Source organism: Pseudomonas sp. B21128, from assembly GCF_044218865.1.
In the GTDB taxonomy this organism is placed as follows: Bacteria; Pseudomonadota; Gammaproteobacteria; order Pseudomonadales; family Pseudomonadaceae; genus Aquipseudomonas; species Aquipseudomonas iridis.
This window is the reverse complement of record NZ_CP162590.1, coordinates 4,431,081-4,451,715: the sequence shown is the minus strand read 5'-3', so window position 1 is coordinate 4,451,715 and position 20,635 is coordinate 4,431,081. Positions and strand designations below refer to the sequence as shown.

General features: G+C 59.3%; 16 protein-coding genes and 2 pseudogenes. 4 read left to right on the top strand and 14 right to left on the bottom strand.

Annotated elements, in window-relative coordinates:
• Positions 1-17: 17 nt before the first annotated feature.
• The 7 genes and pseudogenes from glgA to AB4P91_RS19860 form a co-directional block, all read right to left on the bottom strand.
• Positions 18-1,604 carry a glycogen synthase GlgA gene (gene glgA / locus AB4P91_RS19890; protein ID WP_150591729.1) on the bottom strand — a complete coding sequence of 529 codons (1,587 nt, stop codon included), beginning with the start codon at positions 1,602-1,604 and terminating at the stop codon, positions 18-20.
• 598 nt (positions 1,605-2,202) lie between these two features.
• A complete protein-coding gene (locus AB4P91_RS19885) occupies positions 2,203-3,156 on the bottom strand; it encodes a D-2-hydroxyacid dehydrogenase family protein (protein WP_395603482.1) in 954 nt (317 codons plus the stop codon).
• 13 nt (positions 3,157-3,169) lie between these two features.
• Positions 3,170-4,222, bottom strand: coding sequence for an alpha/beta fold hydrolase (locus AB4P91_RS19880; RefSeq protein WP_150596299.1), 1,053 nt, complete (start codon positions 4,220-4,222; stop codon positions 3,170-3,172).
• Between the two features lie 86 nt (positions 4,223-4,308).
• A complete protein-coding gene (locus AB4P91_RS19875; protein ID WP_150687383.1) occupies positions 4,309-4,743 on the bottom strand; it encodes a YqaA family protein in 435 nt (144 codons plus the stop codon).
• Complete coding sequence (locus tag AB4P91_RS19870; RefSeq protein ID WP_395603481.1) at positions 4,743-5,189, bottom strand: DUF411 domain-containing protein; 447 nt, start codon at positions 5,187-5,189, stop codon at positions 4,743-4,745. The genes AB4P91_RS19875 and AB4P91_RS19870 overlap by 1 nt, the downstream gene beginning before the upstream one ends.
• Before the next feature lie 221 nt (positions 5,190-5,410).
• Positions 5,411-5,938 (bottom strand): annotated as a pseudogene (locus AB4P91_RS19865) (methyl-accepting chemotaxis protein); the annotation flags it as partial.
• Positions 5,939-6,319: 381 nt separating this feature from the next.
• Positions 6,320-7,348, bottom strand: a pseudogene (locus tag AB4P91_RS19860) (cache domain-containing protein); the annotation flags it as partial.
• Between the two features lie 434 nt (positions 7,349-7,782).
• Between AB4P91_RS19860 and AB4P91_RS19855 the strand changes: the two are divergent.
• On the top strand, positions 7,783-8,310 hold the full coding sequence (locus AB4P91_RS19855) for a hypothetical protein (protein WP_150591735.1): 528 nt from the start codon (positions 7,783-7,785) through the stop codon (positions 8,308-8,310).
• Between the two features lie 58 nt (positions 8,311-8,368).
• Here the strand turns inward: AB4P91_RS19855 and AB4P91_RS19850 are convergent, their stop codons facing one another.
• From AB4P91_RS19850 to AB4P91_RS19830, 5 genes are read right to left on the bottom strand one after another with little or no spacing between them, the layout of a single operon-like run.
• The gene (locus AB4P91_RS19850; RefSeq protein ID WP_395603480.1) at positions 8,369-9,313 is read right to left on the bottom strand and encodes a GNAT family N-acetyltransferase; all 945 of its coding nucleotides are present in this window, start codon (positions 9,311-9,313) and stop codon (positions 8,369-8,371) included.
• Positions 9,291-10,601, bottom strand: a complete 1,311-nt coding sequence (locus AB4P91_RS19845) for a phenylacetate--CoA ligase family protein (RefSeq protein WP_395603479.1) — start codon at positions 10,599-10,601, stop codon at positions 9,291-9,293. The genes AB4P91_RS19850 and AB4P91_RS19845 overlap by 23 nt, the downstream gene beginning before the upstream one ends.
• A gap of 47 nt (positions 10,602-10,648) precedes the next feature.
• Positions 10,649-13,051 carry an acyl-CoA reductase gene (locus AB4P91_RS19840; RefSeq protein WP_395603478.1) on the bottom strand — a complete coding sequence of 801 codons (2,403 nt, stop codon included), beginning with the start codon at positions 13,049-13,051 and terminating at the stop codon, positions 10,649-10,651.
• 1 nt (position 13,052) lies between these two features.
• Positions 13,053-14,183 (bottom strand): acyl-protein synthase, encoded by a 1,131-nt coding sequence (locus tag AB4P91_RS19835; protein ID WP_395603477.1) that lies wholly within the window; start codon positions 14,181-14,183, stop codon positions 13,053-13,055.
• Positions 14,184-14,193: 10 nt separating this feature from the next.
• Positions 14,194-15,441 (bottom strand): MFS transporter, encoded by a 1,248-nt coding sequence (locus AB4P91_RS19830; protein ID WP_395603476.1) that lies wholly within the window; start codon positions 15,439-15,441, stop codon positions 14,194-14,196.
• A gap of 450 nt (positions 15,442-15,891) precedes the next feature.
• On the opposite strand from AB4P91_RS19830, the gene AB4P91_RS19825 reads away from it, so the two are divergent.
• Entirely contained in the window at positions 15,892-16,080 is a 189-nt protein-coding gene (locus tag AB4P91_RS19825; RefSeq protein ID WP_042559024.1) for a hypothetical protein, read from the top strand.
• Positions 16,081-16,098: 18 nt separating this feature from the next.
• Here the strand turns inward: AB4P91_RS19825 and AB4P91_RS19820 are convergent, their stop codons facing one another.
• Positions 16,099-16,476 carry a fe2+ zn2+ uptake regulation protein gene (locus AB4P91_RS19820; RefSeq protein ID WP_150591742.1) on the bottom strand — a complete coding sequence of 126 codons (378 nt, stop codon included), beginning with the start codon at positions 16,474-16,476 and terminating at the stop codon, positions 16,099-16,101.
• Between the two features lie 301 nt (positions 16,477-16,777).
• Here AB4P91_RS19820 and AB4P91_RS19815 point away from each other — a divergent pair, with 301 nt between their 5' ends.
• Positions 16,778-19,123, top strand: coding sequence for an acylase (locus tag AB4P91_RS19815; RefSeq protein WP_395603475.1), 2,346 nt, complete (start codon positions 16,778-16,780; stop codon positions 19,121-19,123).
• A gap of 55 nt (positions 19,124-19,178) precedes the next feature.
• Here the strand turns inward: AB4P91_RS19815 and AB4P91_RS19810 are convergent, their stop codons facing one another.
• Positions 19,179-20,180, bottom strand: a complete 1,002-nt coding sequence (locus AB4P91_RS19810; protein WP_150596309.1) for a FecR family protein — start codon at positions 20,178-20,180, stop codon at positions 19,179-19,181.
• Between the two features lie 152 nt (positions 20,181-20,332).
• On the opposite strand from AB4P91_RS19810, the gene AB4P91_RS19805 reads away from it, so the two are divergent.
• On the top strand, positions 20,333-20,602 hold the full coding sequence (locus AB4P91_RS19805; protein ID WP_150596310.1) for a PepSY domain-containing protein: 270 nt from the start codon (positions 20,333-20,335) through the stop codon (positions 20,600-20,602).
• Positions 20,603-20,635: the final 33 nt, after the last annotated feature.

The following is a 20,635-nucleotide window of genomic DNA, read 5'->3' as shown; positions in this document are numbered from 1 at the left end:
GTTAAAAAACTCCCTGCTTATTTGTGGTGAGCTTTGCCCAGTGCCTTGGCGACCAGTTGTTCATAAAGTTCAGCGTACGGTTCGACCGCTTTGCACCAGTTGAACGGTGCAGCCATGGCGCGGCAACGCATGGCGTTGAGCAGTTCGGGGAAAGCGAAAACCTTGAACGCGCGGCTCAGCGCTTCGCGATAGCTTTCAACCGTGGATTCGTCGAAGAGGAACCCGGTCATGCCATTTTCAATGGTGTCGGCCAGCCCCCCGGTATTGCGCGCCACGGGCAGCGAACCAAAGCGTTGCGCATACATCTGGCTCAGGCCACAAGGCTCATAACGCGAAGGCATCAACAGGAAGTCGCTGCCGGCAAACATGCGGCGTGCGTCAGTTTCGTTGAAGCCGATGCGCACACCGATCTGGCCCGGGAAGCGCAACGCCAGTTCACGCATGGCTTGTTCTTCTTCCGGTTCGCCACGTCCGATGATCGCAATCTGCCCACCGTTCTGCACGATGTACTCGGAGACCGCTTCGGTCAGATCCAGGCCTTTCTGATAAACAAGGCGCGATACCACGGCGAACAGCGGGCCCTCGGAATCTTTCAGACCAAACAACTCACGAACGTGCGCGGCATTGATCGCTTTGCCTTCCCAATCGCCGATGGCGAACGGCGCGAACAGGTGCGGGTCGGTGGCGGCGTCCCAGCTTTCATCAATGCCGTTGGGGATGCCACTGAGCAAACCTTGCTGGGTCTTGGCGGCGAGAAAACCGTCGAGACCGCAGCCGAAATCCGGGGTGGTGATTTCCTGCGCGTAGGTCGCACTGACCGTGGTGATGTGACTCGAATAAGCCATGCCGGCCTTGAGGAACGACATCTTGCCGTAGAACTCCATGCCTTCCTGTTGCAGGGCATGGTTCGGGATGCCGAGTTCAGGGCACGAGCCCAGGCTGGTCACGCCTTGATACGCCAGGTTGTGGATGGTGAACAGGGTTGGCGTACGCTGACCGCGCCAGTGCATGTAAGCAGGCGCCAGGCCAGCCGGCCAATCGTGGGCGTGCACCAGGTCCGGGCACCAGTGAATTTGCGCGAGGTTGGCGGCGATATCGGCAGCGGCCAGGCCCAGACGTGCGAAGCGAATGTGGTTGTCCGGCCAGTCGCGGCCGTTGTTGGCGCCGTAGGGCGAGCCTTCACGCTCGTAGAGTTCAGGGCAGATCAACACGTAGATCACCAGCCCGTCGGGCATGTCCATGCGCCCGATCTTGCACGGCGGCAGCGCTGCATGGCCGCCGAGTTCGCCGATGATATGGATAGGGTTCTCGCTGTGCATCACCTGCGGGTAACCGGGAATTAGCACCCGGACGTCGTGCAGATGCGCCATGGCGCGGGGCAGGGCGGCGGACACGTCACCCAGGCCGCCGGTCTTCACCAGATCGGCAATTTCCGAGGTCACGAACAATACTTTTTTCTTGTTGGGATTCTGACTGGCTACCGGTGTCAGTGTTTTGCTGCTCGGGACGTTGATCGACCGGCTGCCGGGAATGCTGACGGTGCTCGCTTCGCCTATCGACTGCTGAGCACGTTCTCCCTGAATGTCCAATGCCGCACTGATCATATGAATCTCCCGTGTTTTTGATCTGATTCTTGTCTCAAACAAACGATGTTCATGGCCAAATCCTGTGGCCGGGCGCAAACGCACCGCGCAGGGGGGAGCAAACGCTACCCAACACGCGCAAAGCAGAATGGGTGGAGAGGCCATTGCAAGGATTGCACCACTCGCTTCAGCCCTACCTTTGAGATGACCCGCCGGGCTCAGCAAAAGTTTCGACTTTTTTTCGAGTTTGTGACCGACAGTTTTTACCCCGCGAAAATGAGTCTAGGCCAGATCCTAGAGCGGGCCAGAGCAAATGGGTAAATTGTTCGACAATCGGTTACGCGGTGTTGCGATTGGAGGTATGGAGGAGGAAACGCACCGACGAAGGGCAGGTTTTTTTGCCTGAATGGGTCAAAACGGTGACCGGACGGTCACGTTTTCGTGCTAGCGAAGAAGAGGGGTGCACTGTTGTGGTGCGTGCGGGTTGTTGATGAGTTGTGTTCAATGGCCTCATCGCTGGCAAGCCAGCTCCCACACGACTGGCGGCGTACGCAAATCCTGTGGGAGCTGGCTTGCCAGCGATGGCGGCGCAGGGCACAGCAATGTCGAGAGGTTGATATCAATTCAACAAACGAACCGGACTGCCCGCCGACCAGGCCTGAATATCCTCGATCATTTGTGAAAAGAATTGCTGATAATTCTGCCGACTCACATACCCCACATGCGGGGTCGCCAGCACAGTGTCGAGGGTGCGAAACGGGTGCAGTGCTGGCAACGGTTCCTGATCGAACACATCCAGCGCCGCGCCGCCGAGCTGTTGTTTCTGCAAGGCCTTGATCAGCGCAGCTTCATCGACAATCGGGCCGCGGGCGGTGTTCACCAACAGTGCAGTCGACTTCATCCAGGCCAATGCCTGCGCGTTGACCAGCCCACGGCTGCGGTCGCTGAGCACCAGGTGCACGGACAGCACGTCCGCCTGTTCAAACAGTTGCTGCTTGCCGACATAGGTCACGCCGGCTTGTTGCGCGCGCTCAGCCGTAAGGTTTTCGCTCCAGGCAATAACGCGCATGCCAAACACCTGCCCGAACTGCGCCACCCGTTGGCCGATGCTGCCCAAGCCGAGGATGCCCAGGGTCTTGCCATGCAAATCGCCGCCAAGGCCTTGTTGCCACGCACCTGCGCGCACTGCATTGGCTTCATTGAGCAGGTTGCGCGTGGCGGCCATGATCAGCGCCCAGGTCAGTTCCGGCGCGGCGTGTTTGTAGCTGTCGGTGCCGCAGATCTTGATGCCCAGCGCCGCTGCGGCTTGCAGGTCCAGCGCGGCGTTGCGCATACCGCCGGTGACCAATAACTTGAGATTGGGCAAACGCTTGAGCAGGTCTTCGTCAAAACGCGTGCGTTCACGCATCACGCAGATCACTGAGTACTTGCCCAGGCGTTTGGCCAGCGTGGCATTGTCCGTCGGGTAATCATGTTCGAACGTCACCTCACCGATGCTATCGAGGACCGACCAGTCGACCACATCCCGCGCCACGTCCTGCCAGTCATCGATCACCGCAATCTGTACCGCCATCAGCCTGACCTCATCAATCAACGGGATTGGTTTTGTTCAGCCAGCCGAGCAGGGCCTGGTGAAACTTCGCCGGCTCTTCCATCTGCGGCGCGTGGCCCATGCCGGGGAATTCAACCAGAGTCGACTGCGGGATCAGTTTGGCGACCTGTTTACCAAGCACCTCATAGTGACCGATTTTCGCTTTCACCTCAGGTGGCGCGAGGTCCTTGCCGATGGCCGTGGTGTCGGAGGTGCCGATCAGCAACAGTGTCGGCATCTTCAAGTCCTTGAACTCGTAGTACACCGGCTGGGTGAAAATCATGTCGTAGATCAGCGCCGAGTTCCACGCTACCTGGGTCTTGCCCGGGCCTTTGCTCAGGCCCGCGAGCATGTCGACCCAGCGGTCGAACTCCGGTTTCCAGCGGCCATCGTAGTAAGTCGTGCGCTCGTAGTCGCGAATGCCTTGGGCGGTAACTTTCAGTTCCCGTTGGTACCACTGATCCACCGTGCGATACGGCACGCCGAGGGCTTTCCAGTCTTCCAGACCAATCGGGTTGACCAGTGCCAATTGGTCGACTTGCTCCGGGTACAGCAGCGCGTAACGCGTGGCTAGCATGCCGCCAGTGGAATGACCAAGCAGGGTGGCTTTCTGAATGCCCAGCGCTTTGAGCAGTTGCTGGGTATTGGTTGCCAGTTGCTGGAAGCTGTACTGATAGTTGTCCGGTTTGCTGGAGGTGCAGAAGCCGATCTGATCAGGCGCGATCACCCGGTAACCGGCCTCGCTCAGGGCCTGGATCGAACTGTCCCAGGTGGCTGCGCAAAAATTCTTGCCGTGCATCAGCACCACGGTGCGACCGTTGGCCTTGCCGAGGGCGGCGACATCCATGTAACCCATCTGCAAGGCTTTGCCCTGAGACTGGAAATCGAAGTGTTTAAGCGTATAGGGGTATTCGAAGCCTTGCAGTTGTGGCCCATATGCCGGACCTTCGGCGGGGGCTGTTGCTGTTTGCGTGGCGGCGTGGGCAAACAGCGGCAGGGCGGCAGTCAGGAACAGGCCGGGCAGCCAACGGGATAACGTGACAGACATAAGGGCTAACTCCATTGAAATCGGCCGATGCTGGAACGGCAGGATTAGGGCGACGTTAAACACAGGCAATGCGCGACGATGATGGTTCAACCGATCCAGCCCAGCGTCAGCATGGCCAGCACGCCATACCGCGCGCCTTTGGCGAGGGTAACGATCAACAGGAAACGTCCGAGCGGTTCGCGCATGACCCCGGCAACCAACGTCAGCGGATCGCCAATAATCGGCAACCAACTGAACAGCAGTGACCAATGGCCGTATCGTTCATAGTGCTTGCGTGCGGTTTCCATGTGCCTGGCGCTGACCGGAAACCAGCGCCGATCCTGAAATCGCTCAAGCCTGCAACCCAGCCACCAGTTGACCAGCGAGCCGAGCACATTGCCCACGGTCGCCACCGCCAACAATCCCCAGAGCCAGTAACGGTCGCTGACGATCAACCCGATCAGCAAGGCTTCGGATTGCAGCGGCAGCAATGTCGCGGCGCCGAAGGCGGCAAAGAACAGTCCGGTGTAAGCAGCGCCCATCAACGGGCCGGGTAGTCCGCCAATACGACGTCAGCGCCGTCTTTTTTCAGGCCGATCACTTGATAAGCGTCGCTCATGCCGTCCATTTCCATGCCCGGCGAGCCCATCGGCATGCCCGGTGCGGCAACACCCAGCAAATCGTCACGCTTGCTCAGGGCCAGCACTTGCTCCGCCGGGACATGGCCTTCGACAAATTTGCCGTTGATGATTGCGGTGTGGCATGAGGCAAGCCGTGGTGGCACGCCGTGTTGTTGCTTGAAGCTGCTCATGTCGGTTTCAACGTGATCTTCGACTTTGAAACCGTTGGCTTCGAGGTGACTGATCCATTTTTTGCAGCAGCCGCAATTGGCATCGCGATGGACTTCGATGGGGATCAGGTCGGCAGCCTGGGCCAGGGAGGAGATGAACAGGGCGCTCAGGGCGACCAGACGCAGGTGGGTTCTCATGACGGGCTCTCGACTCGGGTGGCGGTCAAAAAGAACGTATTTTGACCGGTTTTTCCTGCCAGGCATCAACTCAGTGTTTCAAGTTGCTACAAGGCAGGCTGGCAGGATAATCGTAGATCAACCCTGACAGCCCCCTGAGCGAGAGATGACAATTCCGTAAGGTTGCAAGCGATCCCGTGTAGAAGCAGCCCGCGGCAGCGCCTACATGAGATTGAGGTGGATCAACGCACCTTGAACCGCCCCATGATCGCACTCACCCGGCTGTTGGCTTCCAGCAACTGGTGGGTGTTGAGTTCACTGGCCTGGCCGCTTTGAACCAGTTCATCAACCATGTGGCGAATTTGCACCATGCTGCGGTTGATCTCTTCGGTCACCGCACTTTGCTGCTCGGCGGCGGTGGCGATTTGCGTGCTGAGGCTGTTGATATGGCTGACGGAACCGGCCATTTCATCCAGCCCCGAGTTGACCCGTGCCGTGGCGTCGGCCGCCGACTGGCAGCTGGCCTGAGTGTTTTCCATGGCGCTGACCGACGAACTCACCCCTTGGGTCAGGCGCTTCAACATCTCGTTGATTTCCGAAGTGCTGGCCTGGGTCCGGGCGGCGAGGGCGCGCACTTCATCGGCCACCACGGCGAAGCCGCGACCCTGTTCACCGGCGCGGGCCGCTTCGATGGCGGCGTTGAGGGCCAGCAGGTTGGTCTGACCGGCAATCGCGCCGATCACTCCCAGAATCTCGGTGATGCGTTGAGCGTCCTGTTGCATGTTTTCAACTTTATGGGTGGCGCTGGCCACTTCATCGATCAGCGCCACCACGCTGTTGGTCGCTTCGCCCACCACCACCCGCGAACGGTCGGCGTTTTCGTTGGCGCGCTGGGTGAACGCCGCGGTTTCAGCAGCGTTCTGCGCCACGCTTTCGGCGGTCGAGCTCATCTCGGTGATGGCGGTGACGGTCTGATCGGTTTCCGAAGCATGACGCAGCAGAATCTGGCTGGTATGCGCCGACGTGCGTTGCAGATTATCGAGACTCGACGCCATGGCGCCGGTGGCCTGGGTGACTTCACCGATCATGTTTTGCAGATAGGCAATAAAGGTGTTGACCGAATGACCGATGGCGCCGAGTTCGTCCTCGGCGCGGATGGTGATGCGTCGAGTCAGGTCGGCATCGCCGCTGGACAGCAGGTCGATGTTGGCTTTCAGCGCTTTCATGCGCGAAACCAGCTGACGGATCGCGTAGACCTGCAACAGCACCAACAGAATCACCAGCGGGATCTGCAACAGGCTCAGGGTGCTGAGCACGTCGTCACGCTGGGCAGTGAGCATTTTGGTCGGCAGGGCAGTGGCGAGGAACCACGGGGTGCCCTCGATCGGGCGCATGAAGAAGGTGCTGGCTTCACCGTTGTTGTCGAATTCGACGCGCTGCGCCTGATCGCGGCTTTGCAGGCCCGCCTTGACCTGGCTGGCGAAGGTCGAGCTGGCAGCCAGTTCGCTGATGTTCTTCAGCACGATCGGTCCGCTGATGCGCGAACTGTTGCTGATGATTTTGCCATCGGCCTCGACAATGAGCATTTCAGCGTTGAGGTCTTTTTCCTTACGGGCCACCAGGTCGTTGAAGAAACCCAAGGTGACGTCGATGGTCGACACGCCCCAGGCGTTGCCGTTTTTCTGGATGGCCATGGCGCAGTTGGTGCGCGGCTCGGCGCTGGCGTCGTCCTTATAGGCCGCCGCCCAGGCGCACTGACCGCGCGGGGTGGCCATGCCGCCCTTGTACCAGGTCTGGTCGTAGTAATTGGGTGCCGCGTCACTGTTCCAGAACGTGTTTACCGCAAGTTTGCCCGAGGCGTCGCGGTGCCAGAAGGTGCTGAACTTGTTGCGCCCGGCTTCACGCTGGCCGGGTAGCGGCCAGATACCACCGCCAAACACTTTCAGTTCGCCGTATTGATCCACCAGGCCCGGCAATACCGTGTCGATGGCAGCGCTGTCGAGCAGCGGGATGGTCTGGGTGATGCTGCGTTGTTGCGCCTGAACCTTGTTCAACTCGCCCTGAATCTGCTCCGCGACTTCGGCAATGCGGTTGAGCACCACCTGTTCTTCGGTTTGACGCAGTTTGGGGGCGACCAGTTGGCTGATACCGACCACGGTCAGCACTGACAACAGCAGCATGAACAGAACCAGAAACAGCGTGTAGCGAGCCTGAATAGTGCGGAATGCGGGCATGGAAACCGGTCCTTGAGCTGCGATTCTTATTAGGGGCGGGAAGCGTAAACAGTGCGGGTATCACTAGGTATCGTCGTTGCCGTCAGAAGCTTTAGGTACCGGCGTGCTAAAAAGCTGAATGCCGATGACTGGTCGGTATTGAACTTGATACACATCAATCGACCAGCCCGGCCACCGGTGTGAATATCTATCGGTCGCGGCGTGATAAAGGGCTTGAAAGCCAGCATCCACGGAGGTCTGCTGATTTGTATCGAGAATGTACGAGAATTGTAAGTGAGTGCACAAAAAGGGTTGGTGCCATCAGTTAGCCGGTGGATACTCCCCGGCATTCGAGTGGTTCAACAAGGATATTTCATGTTCATTTCACAGGGAGTTTTCTCATGACGATTGGCATTGTCGGCGGCTGGGAAAGCAAGGCTGGCGTCATGGTGCGCAACACGGGCGGGAAAAAGCAGGTGTCCCAGAGCGTCATGGTGCAGCAGATGCTTACCAAGGTTGGTAACGATCCCAACGCTTTGAATGTTGCCGAGATGGACAAGCAAGGTCTGCGCAAAAACATCAAGGGCTTTGATCCTGCGAACGTCTCGGTGAAGCAGATGGGTAACCTTGCCGCCATGCTGCGCGGCCGAGGGCTGATCTCGGAAATCACGTCTTTCACCTTGATGAATGCCGGCGACAAGTTCGATCGTTTCGGCGTGACAAAAGACATTGATGTCAAATTCAACGCGCTGGAGTATTTCGCGACTCAGCTTAATGCGATCCAGAACAATGGCCTCAATGGCAACGCTTACGGCAAGAACCTGATTCCCGAGTTCAAGAAAGCGATCTACGTCCTGCAGAACCTGAAGACGTACGGCGAAGGCAACGTGGCGAAACCCGTGGATGAGGGCCTTAGAGCCAAGGCCTGACAAGACAACGCTTGGCCCGCTCGAGCTGAGCGGGCGTAATCGAATGACCGTGCTGCGCCTAATTGCCTGATAGCGGTGTCTCGTGCATGTGCCGCACGACTTGCTGTTGTGCCTGATTGTGTAACTGCTGCATCTGCGGGCAGCGCAACTCAAGTTTTCCCAGCCGGTAACCCCGGTGAAACAGGGCCAGCCATCCTCCCTGCTTACCCTCGACGGGTGCCAGCCCGGTAAAGACAAATCCGATTGCAGCCAGTCTGTTCAGATCGCAGGTAAATTGCTGCGACAAGCCGAGCCGGATCGACACCAGCCATTGCGGCGGCAATCCCCTTAGCTGCTCGAGCAAATCGGGCCGCAGGGTCTTGAGCCGGAGGTCGTAACGATTGGCATGTTGCTCCAGCTGAATCGCGGGTCCATGCCAGTAAAGTCTTTGCTCTTGCGTGCCGAATACATCACATAAATGTTCCATGAAACGACGGTAAGCAGACGGCCAGGTCTGCCTTGGCAACGGGCGTTGATACCCCTCCATGATGCGAGATCCCAGGACGATCGATTCCGGCGTTGAGCGACCAAACGGCGAGGGCACGTAGTCCGGCAGCAGCCCGGTATTATGAAAACCGAGGTTGGCGGCCATGCGTTGCGTGTACGGGTGGTGAGTGACCTGTTTGATGGACACGTCGTGGCAGCCCAACGCTTGCGCGCGGGTCAGCAGTTGCTGGCTCAGACGTGTGGCAATGTTTTGCCCCCGGGCATCCGGATGGACGGCGCTCAATGCCAGTTCGGCGGTGCGGGCGCCTGTGTCACGAAACAGCGTGGCGTGTCCGCGTATCTGCCCGTCGACCTCGGCGACCAGCGAGTGCCAGCGCTGGTGGGCGTGGTTCTGGTTGATCATCTGCGGCAGATAAACGTGCGGTTGCACATAAAGATCGCCGTACACCTCGCGGAACAACTGGCTGACCGCCGTGGCATCGCTGGCGCGATAATTACGCAGAATCAACGGTTCCATCCGGACCCTCCTGATCCTTGTGTTCATAACGACGCAGGTCCAGCACCCGCAGGCATTTGCCTGAGCGGGGATGTCGTGGCAGATCCTCATGCGTGCAGCACTGGATGTGCAGTTCCAGCAAATGATCCGCCCGTAATTGCGTGATCAGCGGATAAAGCTCAAGCATTGCGGTTTCCAGTTGCTGATTGACGTCGGCGCGGTCGGGGGACTGTGCAGTCAGCACCCATTTCAGCGTCAGCCTGTCCTTGAGCGCGACCTGTTCAATCACCAGTTGCCAATCGTCGCTGGCGGCGTCACGGCGTATCAGCTCGGCGATTTCCTGAGGCACCAGCGACAAAATGCCCACTCGGACCCGATGGCTACTGGCGCTGCGGCCCATTATCGCGAACTTGCGCTGCGCAGTGCCGAGCGGTTCTCGCCAACAGGCGCGGTCGCCTACCGGGTATCGAATCAGCGGCATCAAGCGCCGGTGGGGACTGGTCAGAACAAGCAAACCCACTTCATCGCAAGACTCGATCACCTCTCCCGTGTATTCGTCGATGATCTCCAGGATCGCGTGATTTTCATGCATTCGATGCTCGCCCTCGGCGCAGTCGCGCTGACTGCTGCCGATGAAACCGGCGTCAACGCTGGCGTACCCGATGGAGGCGATGCGCGCGTTCGGAAACGCCAGGTTGAGAAGTTGGCGCTGTGAATCAAACAGACTTTCGCCGCCGTAGAGCAGCGTGTCGACAACCGGCAATGTTTGCTCGCGACTTAGAAGCCACGCGGCAAAGGTCAACAGATGTGCCGGCAAGCCTGCAAGTACGTTGATCTGATGCTGCTGGATGGATTGCGCCAATACCTGCGAATCGATGTCGCCAGTGAACGGGAACTCGGTGATGTCCACACGGACATGTGCCAATGAATCGTGGATGAACAGGAAGCTGGCATACAGGTCGCCCGCAAAAAACAGATTGGCCACCCGGTCTCCCGGGTTGAATTGTGCACTGAGGGCGTTGCCGAAATCGCCGACCAGACGCCGCCATTCATCCCGGGTGTAAACAGAGAGTTTCCCGGCACTGGTGGAACCGCCGGTTCTGAAGACCAGTGCCCCCTGCGCTGAGTCGGTCAATACCGGCCACAGGGCGAGGGTTTCGCTGTGACGCCAGAATGCGTCGGGATCAATGATCGGTAGCTCGGTGAGCAACGCGACCTCTCCAGGGACTTCGGCAAAATGTTTGCGGTAATAGAGCGAGTGCTGACGAGCGAAGTTGATCAATTCGCCCACTGAGTCAGTGATGTTCACAAGGTTGACCTTTTTTTATGGTTTTCTGGCTTAGCTCACGGCAAATATCAGTTACGCGAATCAATCATTAACGGCGTCTTGCCGCTGTGCGTGTTTCGGGCGAAGTCTTTGATGGCACAGACTTCAACTTCGAGATTGAGCAATCCGCTGTGAACAATCGTTGCCAGGGTCGGGTAACTCGACAGTCGGGCCTGGACGTCAGCGGCTTCGAGTTCGCTGCGCAAACGCATGCGCTCGACACCGTCGGGTGCATGATCCAGCAACAGTTGAAACGGCACTTGCAGATGCACCGCCAGTTCGCTCAACGAAATGAAGTCGGTGCCGATGCGGATCAATTTGCCGTGGCGCTGCAGCAGTTCGAAGCGTGGTGAGGCCAGTCCGCAAGCGCAGGCGCCGGATACCCAGCGGCCGGTGTCGCCGACGTCATAGCGGTGCACGTTTTGCGCCTCCCGGGCGATAGAGGTGAACAACAACCGGCCGACTTGATTGCCGACCACAGGCTCATCGGCGTCGAGGGCGACAATTTCCAGATGCTGGATGTCGTTCATCAGATGAAAAATGCCATCTCCCGCAGCCGGGCAGGCATGGCCGAGGGGGCCGGCGTCGACACTTCCGTAAATGGCCGAGCGGATGCTGGTCACACCGCAACGGCGCAAAAGAGCCCGACTCGGTTCACTGAGATGTTCGCCACCGAGAAACACCTTGGTGATGCCGCCGTAGGCTTGCAGGCGCTCCCGTTCGTTGAGGAACAAGCGGTGCAGAGTGCTTGGCATGCCCATCAGCACCGTCACGCGCTGACTGATGATCAGCTCGGCGATGTCGCGGTAATCGTCATCGGCCGGGGCGCCCATCGGCAGGTGGGTAATGTCCAGCAACTCAAGGACTTTGGCGAAACTCAGAAAACCGCCGTACAACCCACCGCAGAAGAACAGGTTCATGACCCGATCCCGCGCCGGATCCAGGCCCGCAGCGAACAAACCGTCCGCTGTCGCGCGCATCTGTCGATGGAAATCAGCATGGCTGTAACCGGACAGCGCGGGTGTCCCGCTGCTGCCACCGGAGCGGAAGTACAGCTGCGCCGCCGCGTTGCACGGCTGCTCCTTGAAGCGCTCCTTGTCCATGATCGGCTGTCCGCAAAGCCTGACGGGTACAGGCGCGGGGTCAAGGGTGGCGTGGCTTGCCAACAGGCCGGCAGCGACGCTGACTGACACACGTCGACTAAACCGTTGCAGCGCGTAAACGCCATCATGGGGCTCACCGTCATAGCCATCGTGAATGCCGGCCACTGGCGCGATGCGGGTCACACCGGCACGGATCAGCATCCGCGCCAACTCGCCGATCTGTGCTTCGCCGCACAGCAGCGCGCAACTTTGCAGGACGTTGCGCCATGGCAGCAGAGTGTCGGTGATCAGCGAGCGCGGTACCGGATGCAGCAGCACGCTGCGAAACAGTGGGGAGGGGGCGAGCTGACGCGCGTGCGCCCAGATCACCCGCCAGCCCGGCGCGCTCCAGACATGGCCGGTTTGTTCGGCGAAACTCTGTGCCAGGCGTGCCATGTGCGTGTGCGTGGTGATTTGCGCGCCTTCCTGTGGCGTTGGCAGCAGCGCCGGCCATTGCCCGGCGCGGCGTTCGAGGGCTGCCGCCAGGCGTTCGCCGATCTCGCGCAATACGACCGGGTCGTCACTGTCCACCAGCAGCCATTGCGGGCTGGAACAGGCCTGCTGATCCAGTCGACAGACTTCATCGGCGACGGCATCAAGGTTTTGCGCTGTGGCGGCTTCGCCAGTCAGATAGACGAAGCTGATGCGATGTCCCCAGTCGATCCAGCGGCAACCGGAAGGGAGCTGCTTGCGAATGGCTTGTAAAGCAGGTTCACCCCCCCACGCCGCAACGCCATTGGCGCGTTGACACAGTTGCCCGATCTGCCCCGTGCTCACTGGCAATACCGCCACGTAACCCGCAAGTTGGCCACTCGAATCGCATTGCAACAACGCGTGCAGTAACCGTGCGCTCAGGCCTCGGTCGCTGCTGCTGGGGCGTAACCAGTTGACGTTGCCCGCCAACAGACTTTCCAGTACCGCGCAGAACGCCAGCAACGGCGCGTTGCCCGGCGTGATGTGCACCACCAGCCCGAGGGGGCTCCAGCATTCGAAGCGCGACTGTCGATAGTCGATGCGGCGCAAAGAGCCCGGTTGCGCGCCCAGTTCGCGTTGCAATTTGTGCTGCAACGCCTCGGCCGTGCAGAACTCGATCAGGGCCTGTCGATGTTCGAGATCAAGCGCGAGCGCTTGATTGTCGCCGCTCAGTTGCTCGGCAAAGCAGTTTGCGGCGCTGATCACCGTGCTGCTTTCCAGCGGCGTGCACAGACGGTCCGCAAGATCCGCCTGAAGGCGTTCAAGCGCAGCGTCAAGGTCGCAGGCGTCGCGTAATTGTCCGTAGATCAAGTACATATCAGTAGCTCCCCAGCAGGTCGGCGGCTGCCATCGCGCAACTTCTGCCTGCGGCAGTGCCCGCGCGGCCGTGCAGTTCAAACCAGTCGCTGCTCAGCCCGCAGCCGCAACTCTGGCCAGGGTGCAACGTCGCCAGATCGCTCATCACCACCGCGTGCGCGGGACTGGACGAGATGTAGGGCGAGACGAATCCCAGCAGGCCTTGCTGGCCATAGGGTTGAATAGAAAAATCAGAGGGATGGCGCACGTACACCTTCGAATAGACCGGGACATGAAAACGGTGATGGGCGCATTCGATGTAAGGCACGGCATGCTCGACGGCACCGTAACCATCTCGACAACGCGAGGTTTCAATGCCCAGTTGGCGGTGGATGCAGGCATATAGCTGTTGCCTGGGAATTTCATGTGCGGCCTGGGTTTTCCAGCCACCGCCGAAAAATGCCAGGGAACCGGCCGGCAGTTTCAGATCTGGCATGCCGAGGGCCTGCATCTGTTGCAAGGTCTGCCAGAGAAATGCCGGGAAGCCGAGGATGCGCACCGGCAGATCTTCTTCGGCAAACGCCTGCAAGGCCTGGATGACGCCAAACACATCAAACCGATGACCGTTACCGGTGCTGCGCAAGGCATAGACCACACGGTTGGCGGGGGCGAAGCGGCACAGAAACTGATCGGTGAACGAGGTGCCAAGCGTGATCAGCCCTTGCGGTTCGTAACTCAGCAACAAGTAGTTGCAGGGCGTGTCCGGAGTGTCCCAGCCGTAATGGCGGAAGATCTGCGCGACCATGAATTGCGCCGCGCCAAGGCTGCGCTCGTCGTAGCGCATGCGGCTGCGCTGACCGCTGGTGCCGGAAGACGTCAGCTCCAGGGCATCGGCGCCGGTGCTGCTGAGCAGCAGCCGTTGCTTGAAAAAATTGGCAAAGATCGGTGGCAAGCGTGACCAGTCATCAAGTGAGTCCAGGTCATGCGCACCGAGCCCGTGGGCGTTCAACCAATGTTCGTAACCGGGTGTGTGCTGGCAATGAAAACGGCTGATCTCGGCCATGGCCCGTTCGAACAGGCCGGTGGGTACGGAGCGCGGGCAATATGGATGGGGCAACGCGCATAACGCATCGCTCGCGGGTAAATGGATCATCGATATTCCCTTATTCAGGTGCGGCGACCGCGGTTTTGGCGTGTTGCAGGAACCAGAGCAGCAGCGGCAGGCACATCAAGCCTCCGAGTGCGGCCCACAGGGCGAAGAACTCGAGGCGGGTTCCGCCGCCAATGGCCGCAATAATTGAGCCGCCGATGCCCATCACCGCAATCGAAATCATGCCGACCATGGCTGAAACCAGGCCTTTGCTGTCATCCGAACAAAACAGCGCCAGCCGATACAGCGCCGCATTGCCGATGCCCAATCCAACGGCGTAAAGCGCCAGGCTGGCGACTGCCGCTGTCAGTCCCAGGCCCTGCATCGCACAGCCAATCAGCGCGAGCAGGCCCAGGCCGAACGGCCAAAGCCCCAGTTGAATCACGCGTGACAACGAGTGCGTCACCAGCAGACGGTTGAGAATCAGATTGCCGATGATGACGGCAGAGAAAATCGGGATTTGCCACAGACCGTACATCAGCGGTGTCAGGCCCAGGCCCTGGATCAGCAGCAACGGCGCCAGACCGATCCAGGCAATCAGTGGCAGGCTCATCAGCCCCAGGGCCAGGCTCGCGCCGAGAAACCGCGGGTTACCCAGCAGGGCAAGGTAGCGCTGGCGGATCTGACGCATGGAAAAGGCCACGCGGACTTGCTGCTGCCCATCGCGACGGACAACCCCCACGGTCTCCGGCATACAGGCGTAAAGCCCCAGCCAGACCAGCACCGCAGCAATGCCGAGTGCCAGAAACAGCTCGCGCCATGTCAGCCATTCCAGCAGTACGCTGCCGAGCATGGGTCCCAGCAACGGCGATAGCAGCGCAATGTTGCCGAGCAGGGCCATCAGGCGCACGGCATCCGCTTCGCAGAACACTTCCTGCAGGGCCGGATAACTGACGGCCACGACAAACCCCAGTCCCATGCCCTGTATCAGGCGCAGCGCATTGAACGCTTCAATGCTGCGGGTGATGAAAGCGCCGGCACAGGCAGCAGCGAATGCGGCGCAGCCGATCAACAGCAGTCGGCGCCGCCCCCAATGATCAGACAGGGGGCCCAGCAGCCATTGCAGGCAGACGCCGCCCAACAGATAAAGATTGAAGGCATTGGGAACATGGCGAACATCGGCCTGGAACTCTTCAGTGACGCTCAACATCGCTGGCATGATCAAGTCACTGGCCATATAGGTCAGGAGTTCAAAAGCGCTGAGCGCCAGGCAGAATCCCGCCACTTGGCGTGGCCCGATTCTTATCAATGTTCTCTGCATAAACATCCTTGTCAGGTAAGGAGGAGGTTGCAGAGCCTAGGTCCAGACATGGGCGTGACCTACTGGTTAGCTGAAACATTAGCTGTCGAATCTTTGCAGGATATGAAACGGACGCAAAACGCTCGTAAAACAAGACGTTACCGGGCAGGTATCCACGGTCAAAAAAAATGCCCGCGAATGGGGCGGGCATTGTTTTTCAGTTAATTCAGTGTGTATTTTTCCTGCCCGGCGTCTGTCACTGACGAGCAGGCGGGGTGAAATATCCTGTTAACGATGTTGATCGCTGCCGGGGCTCCCCCGTTGCAAGGATGAGGGTCGTCTTGAAGCCGTGATGAAGCCAAAAGCCTCTATCGGCTGTAACATGAGACCCCGTTTGCAGCGGCGCGTACCCGTATGACGGCAAGTGCATGGCAGGCAAGTGGATACATTCCAAAGTTTCAGGAAGCCGCAATGACCCAGAAGCAACGTTTGATTTATTCGATTCTGATCGCCGTCTCCGTACTGGCGATCATGCTCGGCCTGTCCTGGCTGCAGAACACCGGGAAGATCGATGAAAAGACCTTCCAGTACATCGCCATCGGTGTGGCGGTGATCGTCGTGGTGATCAACGGCGTCATGCGCCGCAAGGTCAAACCCTGACGGCGAACGCAATACGGTTCACTCGGTGTCGAGAACTGCAGCAGCCTGCGGATGCAGGCTGTAGCTCTTGTCCGCGTTGAAGGTGATCACGCCTTCGGCGCTCAGGCGCTTGAGGACTTCGCGCACACTGAGGAAGGACAGCGGAATATCCAGATCCAGCAATTGGCTATGGACGCCGCGAACGCCCAGGCGACGGTCGTTTTGTGCCGCGACCAGCAGGGCGTCGATGACCTTGAGGCGAATCAGGCTGGTGCGCAGACCGAAACTTTTCAGCAACAGCCGGATGCGTTCGTTGCCGTGACGCTCGATGCGTGGTCCGAAATCGCTCGCGTGAGGGCTCATGGATGCTCCTCTTGACGCCTGGCTACCGTCCGTTGGTAGTTGCGGGTTGTACATGCAATTACTCCTTTTCAGAGCCCGATCGGGAAAGGTTTTTTTGCGCTCTCTAAACAAGACGTTTCAGCTCGCCAAATCATGAAAGAAAAAATGTAGAAAATTTGTCGGGATTTCGTCTTCTGCGCGTAATCACTGCGCAAAACTGCCGCGCACCGCGCTAAATTTTTTTCGTCGACGTTCGTTTTCAGGACAGGCTCATTGCGCGTGGACGCGTGGGTGTTAGCACAGCGGATCCGTTGCCCGTCACATGTTTCGCGCGGCAAGGCAGGTCCGCTTTTCGGCATTTCGATCAGGAGCGAGCGTGATTATTTCCAGGCAGTTAACCGGACTGGCCGTTGCCGGTATGCTTTTCGGGCTGAGCCTTTCGGCCCATGCATTCAGCCCCTCCATTGATACCAGCGCCGAGATCCGTCGTACCGGTTTTGGCGTGCCGCATATCCGCGCACAAGACGAGCGTGGCCTCGGTTTCGGCATCGGTTACGCCTATGCGCAGGACAACCTCTGCCTGCTGGCCAACGAAATCGTCACGGTCAATGGCCAGCGTTCGCGTTATTTCGGCCCGGATCAGTTCACCGTCGAAGAGCGTGAAAACCGTGTCAGCGATGTCTTTTTCAATTGGCTTAATACGCCGGAAGCGGTCAACACCTTCTGGCAGGCGCAAACGGCACCGGTGCGGGATCTGGTCCAGGGCTATGCCGCGGGCTACAACCGCTATCTCGCCGAACGCCGTCAGCAGGGCCTGCCGCAACAATGTCAGGGCGAATGGGTTCGCGATATTGCCCCAGAGGATCTGGTCAAGCTGACCCGTCGTCTGTTGGTCGAGGGCGGGGTTGGTCAGTTCGCCGAAGCCCTTGCCGGTGCCACGCCGCCACAGGCCACGGCCCGGATCGCCAACGATACGCACGCCTTCCAAATGGCAGGTGTCCGTCAGCAGCGCTTCGCGCTTGATCGTGGCAGCAATGCCGTGGCGGTGGGGGCCGAGCGTTCGTTCAACGGTCGCGGCATGCTGCTGGCCAACCCGCACTTTCCCTGGGTTGGCGGTATGCGTTTCTATCAAATGCACCTGACCATTCCCGGCAAACTTGACGTCATGGGCGCCGCGTTACCGGGCCTGCCGATGATCAACATCGGTTTCAACCAGCACCTGGCCTGGACCCATACGGTCGATTCCTCCAAACACTTCACCCTGTATCGCCTGCAACTCGATCCGAAAGACCCGATGCGCTATCTGCTCGATGGCCAATCGTTGCCGATGAGCAAACAGAAGGTGACCGTGCAGGTCAAACAGGCCGACGGGCAAGTGCTGCCGGTGGCACGTGACATCTACAGCTCGAAGTTCGGCCCGATTGTGCAGTGGCCGGGCAAGCTCGATTGGGACACTCAGTTCGCCTACAGCCTGCGTGATGCCAACCTCGACAACGATCGCGTGCTCAAGCAGTGGTATGCGATGAATCAGGCTTCCACGCTTGAGGATTTGCAGGATTCGGTGCACACGATTCAGGGTATTCCCTGGGTCAATACGCTCGCCGCTGATGAGAAGGGGCAGACGCTGTACATGAACCTGTCGGTGGTGCCGAACGTCAGCGGCGAAAAACTCGCAAAGTGCAGTGACCCGCGAATCGGCACCCAGATGATCGTGCTAGACGGCTCAAACAGCGCCTGCGCCTGGGACGTCGACCCGCAAGCCGCGCAGAAGGGCATTTTTGCTGCCAGCCAATTGCCGCAACTGCTGCGCAAGGACTTTGTCCAGCACTCCAACGATTCCGCATGGCTGGCCAACCCGGCGCAACCGCTCACCGGTTTCTCGCCTCTGATCAGTCAGGATGGCCAACCGCTGGGCTTGCGTTCACGCTTTGCCCTCGATCGTCTGGCGAGCCTGAACAAAAAAGGCGCGTTGGGGATCAAGGATCTGCAGCAGATGGTGATGGACGATCAAGTGTATCTGGCGACCCAGGTGGTGCCGGATCTGCTGAAGTTCTGCGCCGCTGACCTTGGCGCCGATGCGCAAGCACTGAAACCGGTGTGTGCCAGCCTGAAAGCGTGGGACGGGCGGGCCAATCTGGATGCGGGCCTAGGCCTGGTGCATTTCCAGAACATCATGCAAGCCCTGCAGAAGTCGACGGACATCTGGCGTGTCGCCTTCGATCCGCAAGACGCGCAACACACGCCGCGCGGTCTGGCGGTCGAGCAGTCAGCGGTGGCCAAGGCGCTTCGCGAAGCGATGCTGGCGTCGGTCGATACGGTGGCCAAAATGGGCCTGAAACCGCAAACCCGTTGGGGCGACATCCAGGTGGTCAGCAGCGGCGGGCGGCAGACGCCGATGCATGGCGGGCCGGGTACGCTGGGGATCTACAACGCGATCCAGAGCGTGCCACGCGAGGATGGCAAGCTTGAGGTGGTCAGTGGCACCAGTTATCTGCAAGTCGTGACGTTCGATGAAAAGGGGCCGCACGCGCAGGGGCTTTTGGCGTTCTCGCTGTCCAGCGATCCGGCATCGAAATACTCGCGCGATCAGACTGAGGCATTCTCGAAGAAACAGTGGAGTGTGCTGCCGTTTACCGAACAGCAGATCCAGGCGGACCCGCTGTATCAGGTGCAGACCATTCACGGGACGTTGGACAAAACGGGGAAGGTCGCCGCCCAGTAAACACGGCGTTACTGGAAACACAATTGAAGGCCGCATCCCGCAAGGGGCGCGGCCTTCAGCTTTTTGGCGGCTGTTGCGGCATCGGGTTGATCACCGGGTTGCCTTCCTTGTTGCGCGTCAGGTAAACGGGCAAGACCTTGGGCAGGGAGTTGGCGAGGTTGTTCAGCTCTTTGATGTTGTAGATACCGCCCACGCGGATCGCTCCGGTGCTGTTGTCGGCGAGCATCAACGGTTTTTCCAGGTAGCGGTTGATCAGCGGCAGCGCTTCACTGAGCGGCAGATTGTCCAGCACCAGTTTGCCGCTGCGCCAGGCCAGCGAAGCATCGTTTGGGTAGGTCTGGCTGATCTGCGGCATGTAGTCGCCCGGTTTGTAACGCGCTTGCATGGACGGCTCGAGACGCAAGCCGTCGCCCGGCAATTGACGATTACTGCTGACCAGCACCGAACCTGCGATCAGGTTCACCCGCACTTGATCCTCGTACATCCAGACATTGAACCGCGTGCCGGTCACCCGAATCCTGCCTTCGCCTGCCCGCACGACAAACGGGTGCGACGTGTCGTGACTGACGGTAAAGAACGCCTCGCCTTTTTTCAAAGTGACGCGGCGTTCGTCCTTGTAGTTGCTGAAGGTCAGGTCAGTGTTGAGGTTCAGTTCGAGTTGGCTGCCGTCACTCAGCGTCACCTGACGCACATTGTCAGTGGCGGCAAATTGCTCATAACTGTTGGGCAGCCAGCCCAGATGCCAACCGGTGTAAGCCGTCAAGGGCAACGCCAGCGCACAGACTCCGGCCGCTATCGCGTATCGGTGCCATGGGCGGGCAGGCTGAGCAACCGGCACGACCACTGCTGTGTCCGGGCGCGGCAGGTGTCCGGCAACGTCCCAGATTTCCAGCATGGCTTCGTACTCGAATGCATGCAGAGGATGAGCATCGTGCCATTGCTGGAATGCGCGACGCTCTTCGTCCGTGCAGTCGGCGGCGTGCAAACGCATGCACCAATGCGCGGCGGCATCGGTGATCGCATCGTATTCGGCTTCCGAGAGAGTGTCTTGGGTCATTGACTCATCCTGATTTCGCCCATTCTAACCTTGACGGGAAGTTACCGAGAACATCAGTCATGGCATTTACCCATCAAAGTGGAACTTATTTTTCGCTCAGGCGCCCAAAAAACAGGACGCCAATGACCACTATCCACAAATGGAGTGAAAAAATGATCAAGAAGACCTTTGCTGCACTGATTGCCACTGCAAGCCTGCTCAGCGCCGGTGCCGCGCTGGCAGACAAGCCAGGCGCTGGCTGGATCACCATCGAAAAAGCCATCGAGACCGCGAAGACCAAGGCCGGTTATGTCGAGATCTACAAGATCGAGGCCGATAACGACGGCTATTGGGAAGGGGAAGGGCGCAAGTCTGACGGTGTCGTCTATGAGTTCCGCATTGATGGCGCATCGGGCAACATTCTGCGCGATCAGAAAGACTGATCCCGACCGTCTGAGCCAGGGCGCAGGTTTAGA

What these genes read in the sequence shown, in the direction of transcription:
- AB4P91_RS19875 (WP_150687383.1), bottom strand. Translation starts at nt 4,743, where the DNA reads ATGGGCGCTGCTTACACCGGACTGTTCTTTGCCGCCTTCGGCGCCGCG.
- AB4P91_RS19850 (WP_395603480.1), bottom strand. Translation starts at nt 9,313, where the DNA reads ATGGAACCGTTGATTCTGCGTAATTATCGCGCCAGCGATGCCACGGCG.
- AB4P91_RS19830 (WP_395603476.1), bottom strand. Translation starts at nt 15,441, where the DNA reads ATGCAGAGAACATTGATAAGAATCGGGCCACGCCAAGTGGCGGGATTC.
- AB4P91_RS19835 (WP_395603477.1), bottom strand. Translation starts at nt 14,183, where the DNA reads ATGATCCATTTACCCGCGAGCGATGCGTTATGCGCGTTGCCCCATCCA.
- AB4P91_RS19855 (WP_150591735.1), top strand. Translation starts at nt 7,783, where the DNA reads ATGACGATTGGCATTGTCGGCGGCTGGGAAAGCAAGGCTGGCGTCATG.
- AB4P91_RS19885 (WP_395603482.1), bottom strand. Translation starts at nt 3,156, where the DNA reads ATGGCGGTACAGATTGCGGTGATCGATGACTGGCAGGACGTGGCGCGG.
- AB4P91_RS19870 (WP_395603481.1), bottom strand. Translation starts at nt 5,189, where the DNA reads ATGAGAACCCACCTGCGTCTGGTCGCCCTGAGCGCCCTGTTCATCTCC.
- AB4P91_RS19810 (WP_150596309.1), bottom strand. Translation starts at nt 20,180, where the DNA reads ATGACCCAAGACACTCTCTCGGAAGCCGAATACGATGCGATCACCGAT.
- glgA (WP_150591729.1), bottom strand. Translation starts at nt 1,604, where the DNA reads ATGATCAGTGCGGCATTGGACATTCAGGGAGAACGTGCTCAGCAGTCG.
- AB4P91_RS19825 (WP_042559024.1), top strand. Translation starts at nt 15,892, where the DNA reads ATGACCCAGAAGCAACGTTTGATTTATTCGATTCTGATCGCCGTCTCC.
- AB4P91_RS19805 (WP_150596310.1), top strand. Translation starts at nt 20,333, where the DNA reads ATGATCAAGAAGACCTTTGCTGCACTGATTGCCACTGCAAGCCTGCTC.
- AB4P91_RS19880 (WP_150596299.1), bottom strand. Translation starts at nt 4,222, where the DNA reads ATGTCTGTCACGTTATCCCGTTGGCTGCCCGGCCTGTTCCTGACTGCC.
- AB4P91_RS19840 (WP_395603478.1), bottom strand. Translation starts at nt 13,051, where the DNA reads ATGTACTTGATCTACGGACAATTACGCGACGCCTGCGACCTTGACGCT.
- AB4P91_RS19820 (WP_150591742.1), bottom strand. Translation starts at nt 16,476, where the DNA reads ATGTACAACCCGCAACTACCAACGGACGGTAGCCAGGCGTCAAGAGGA.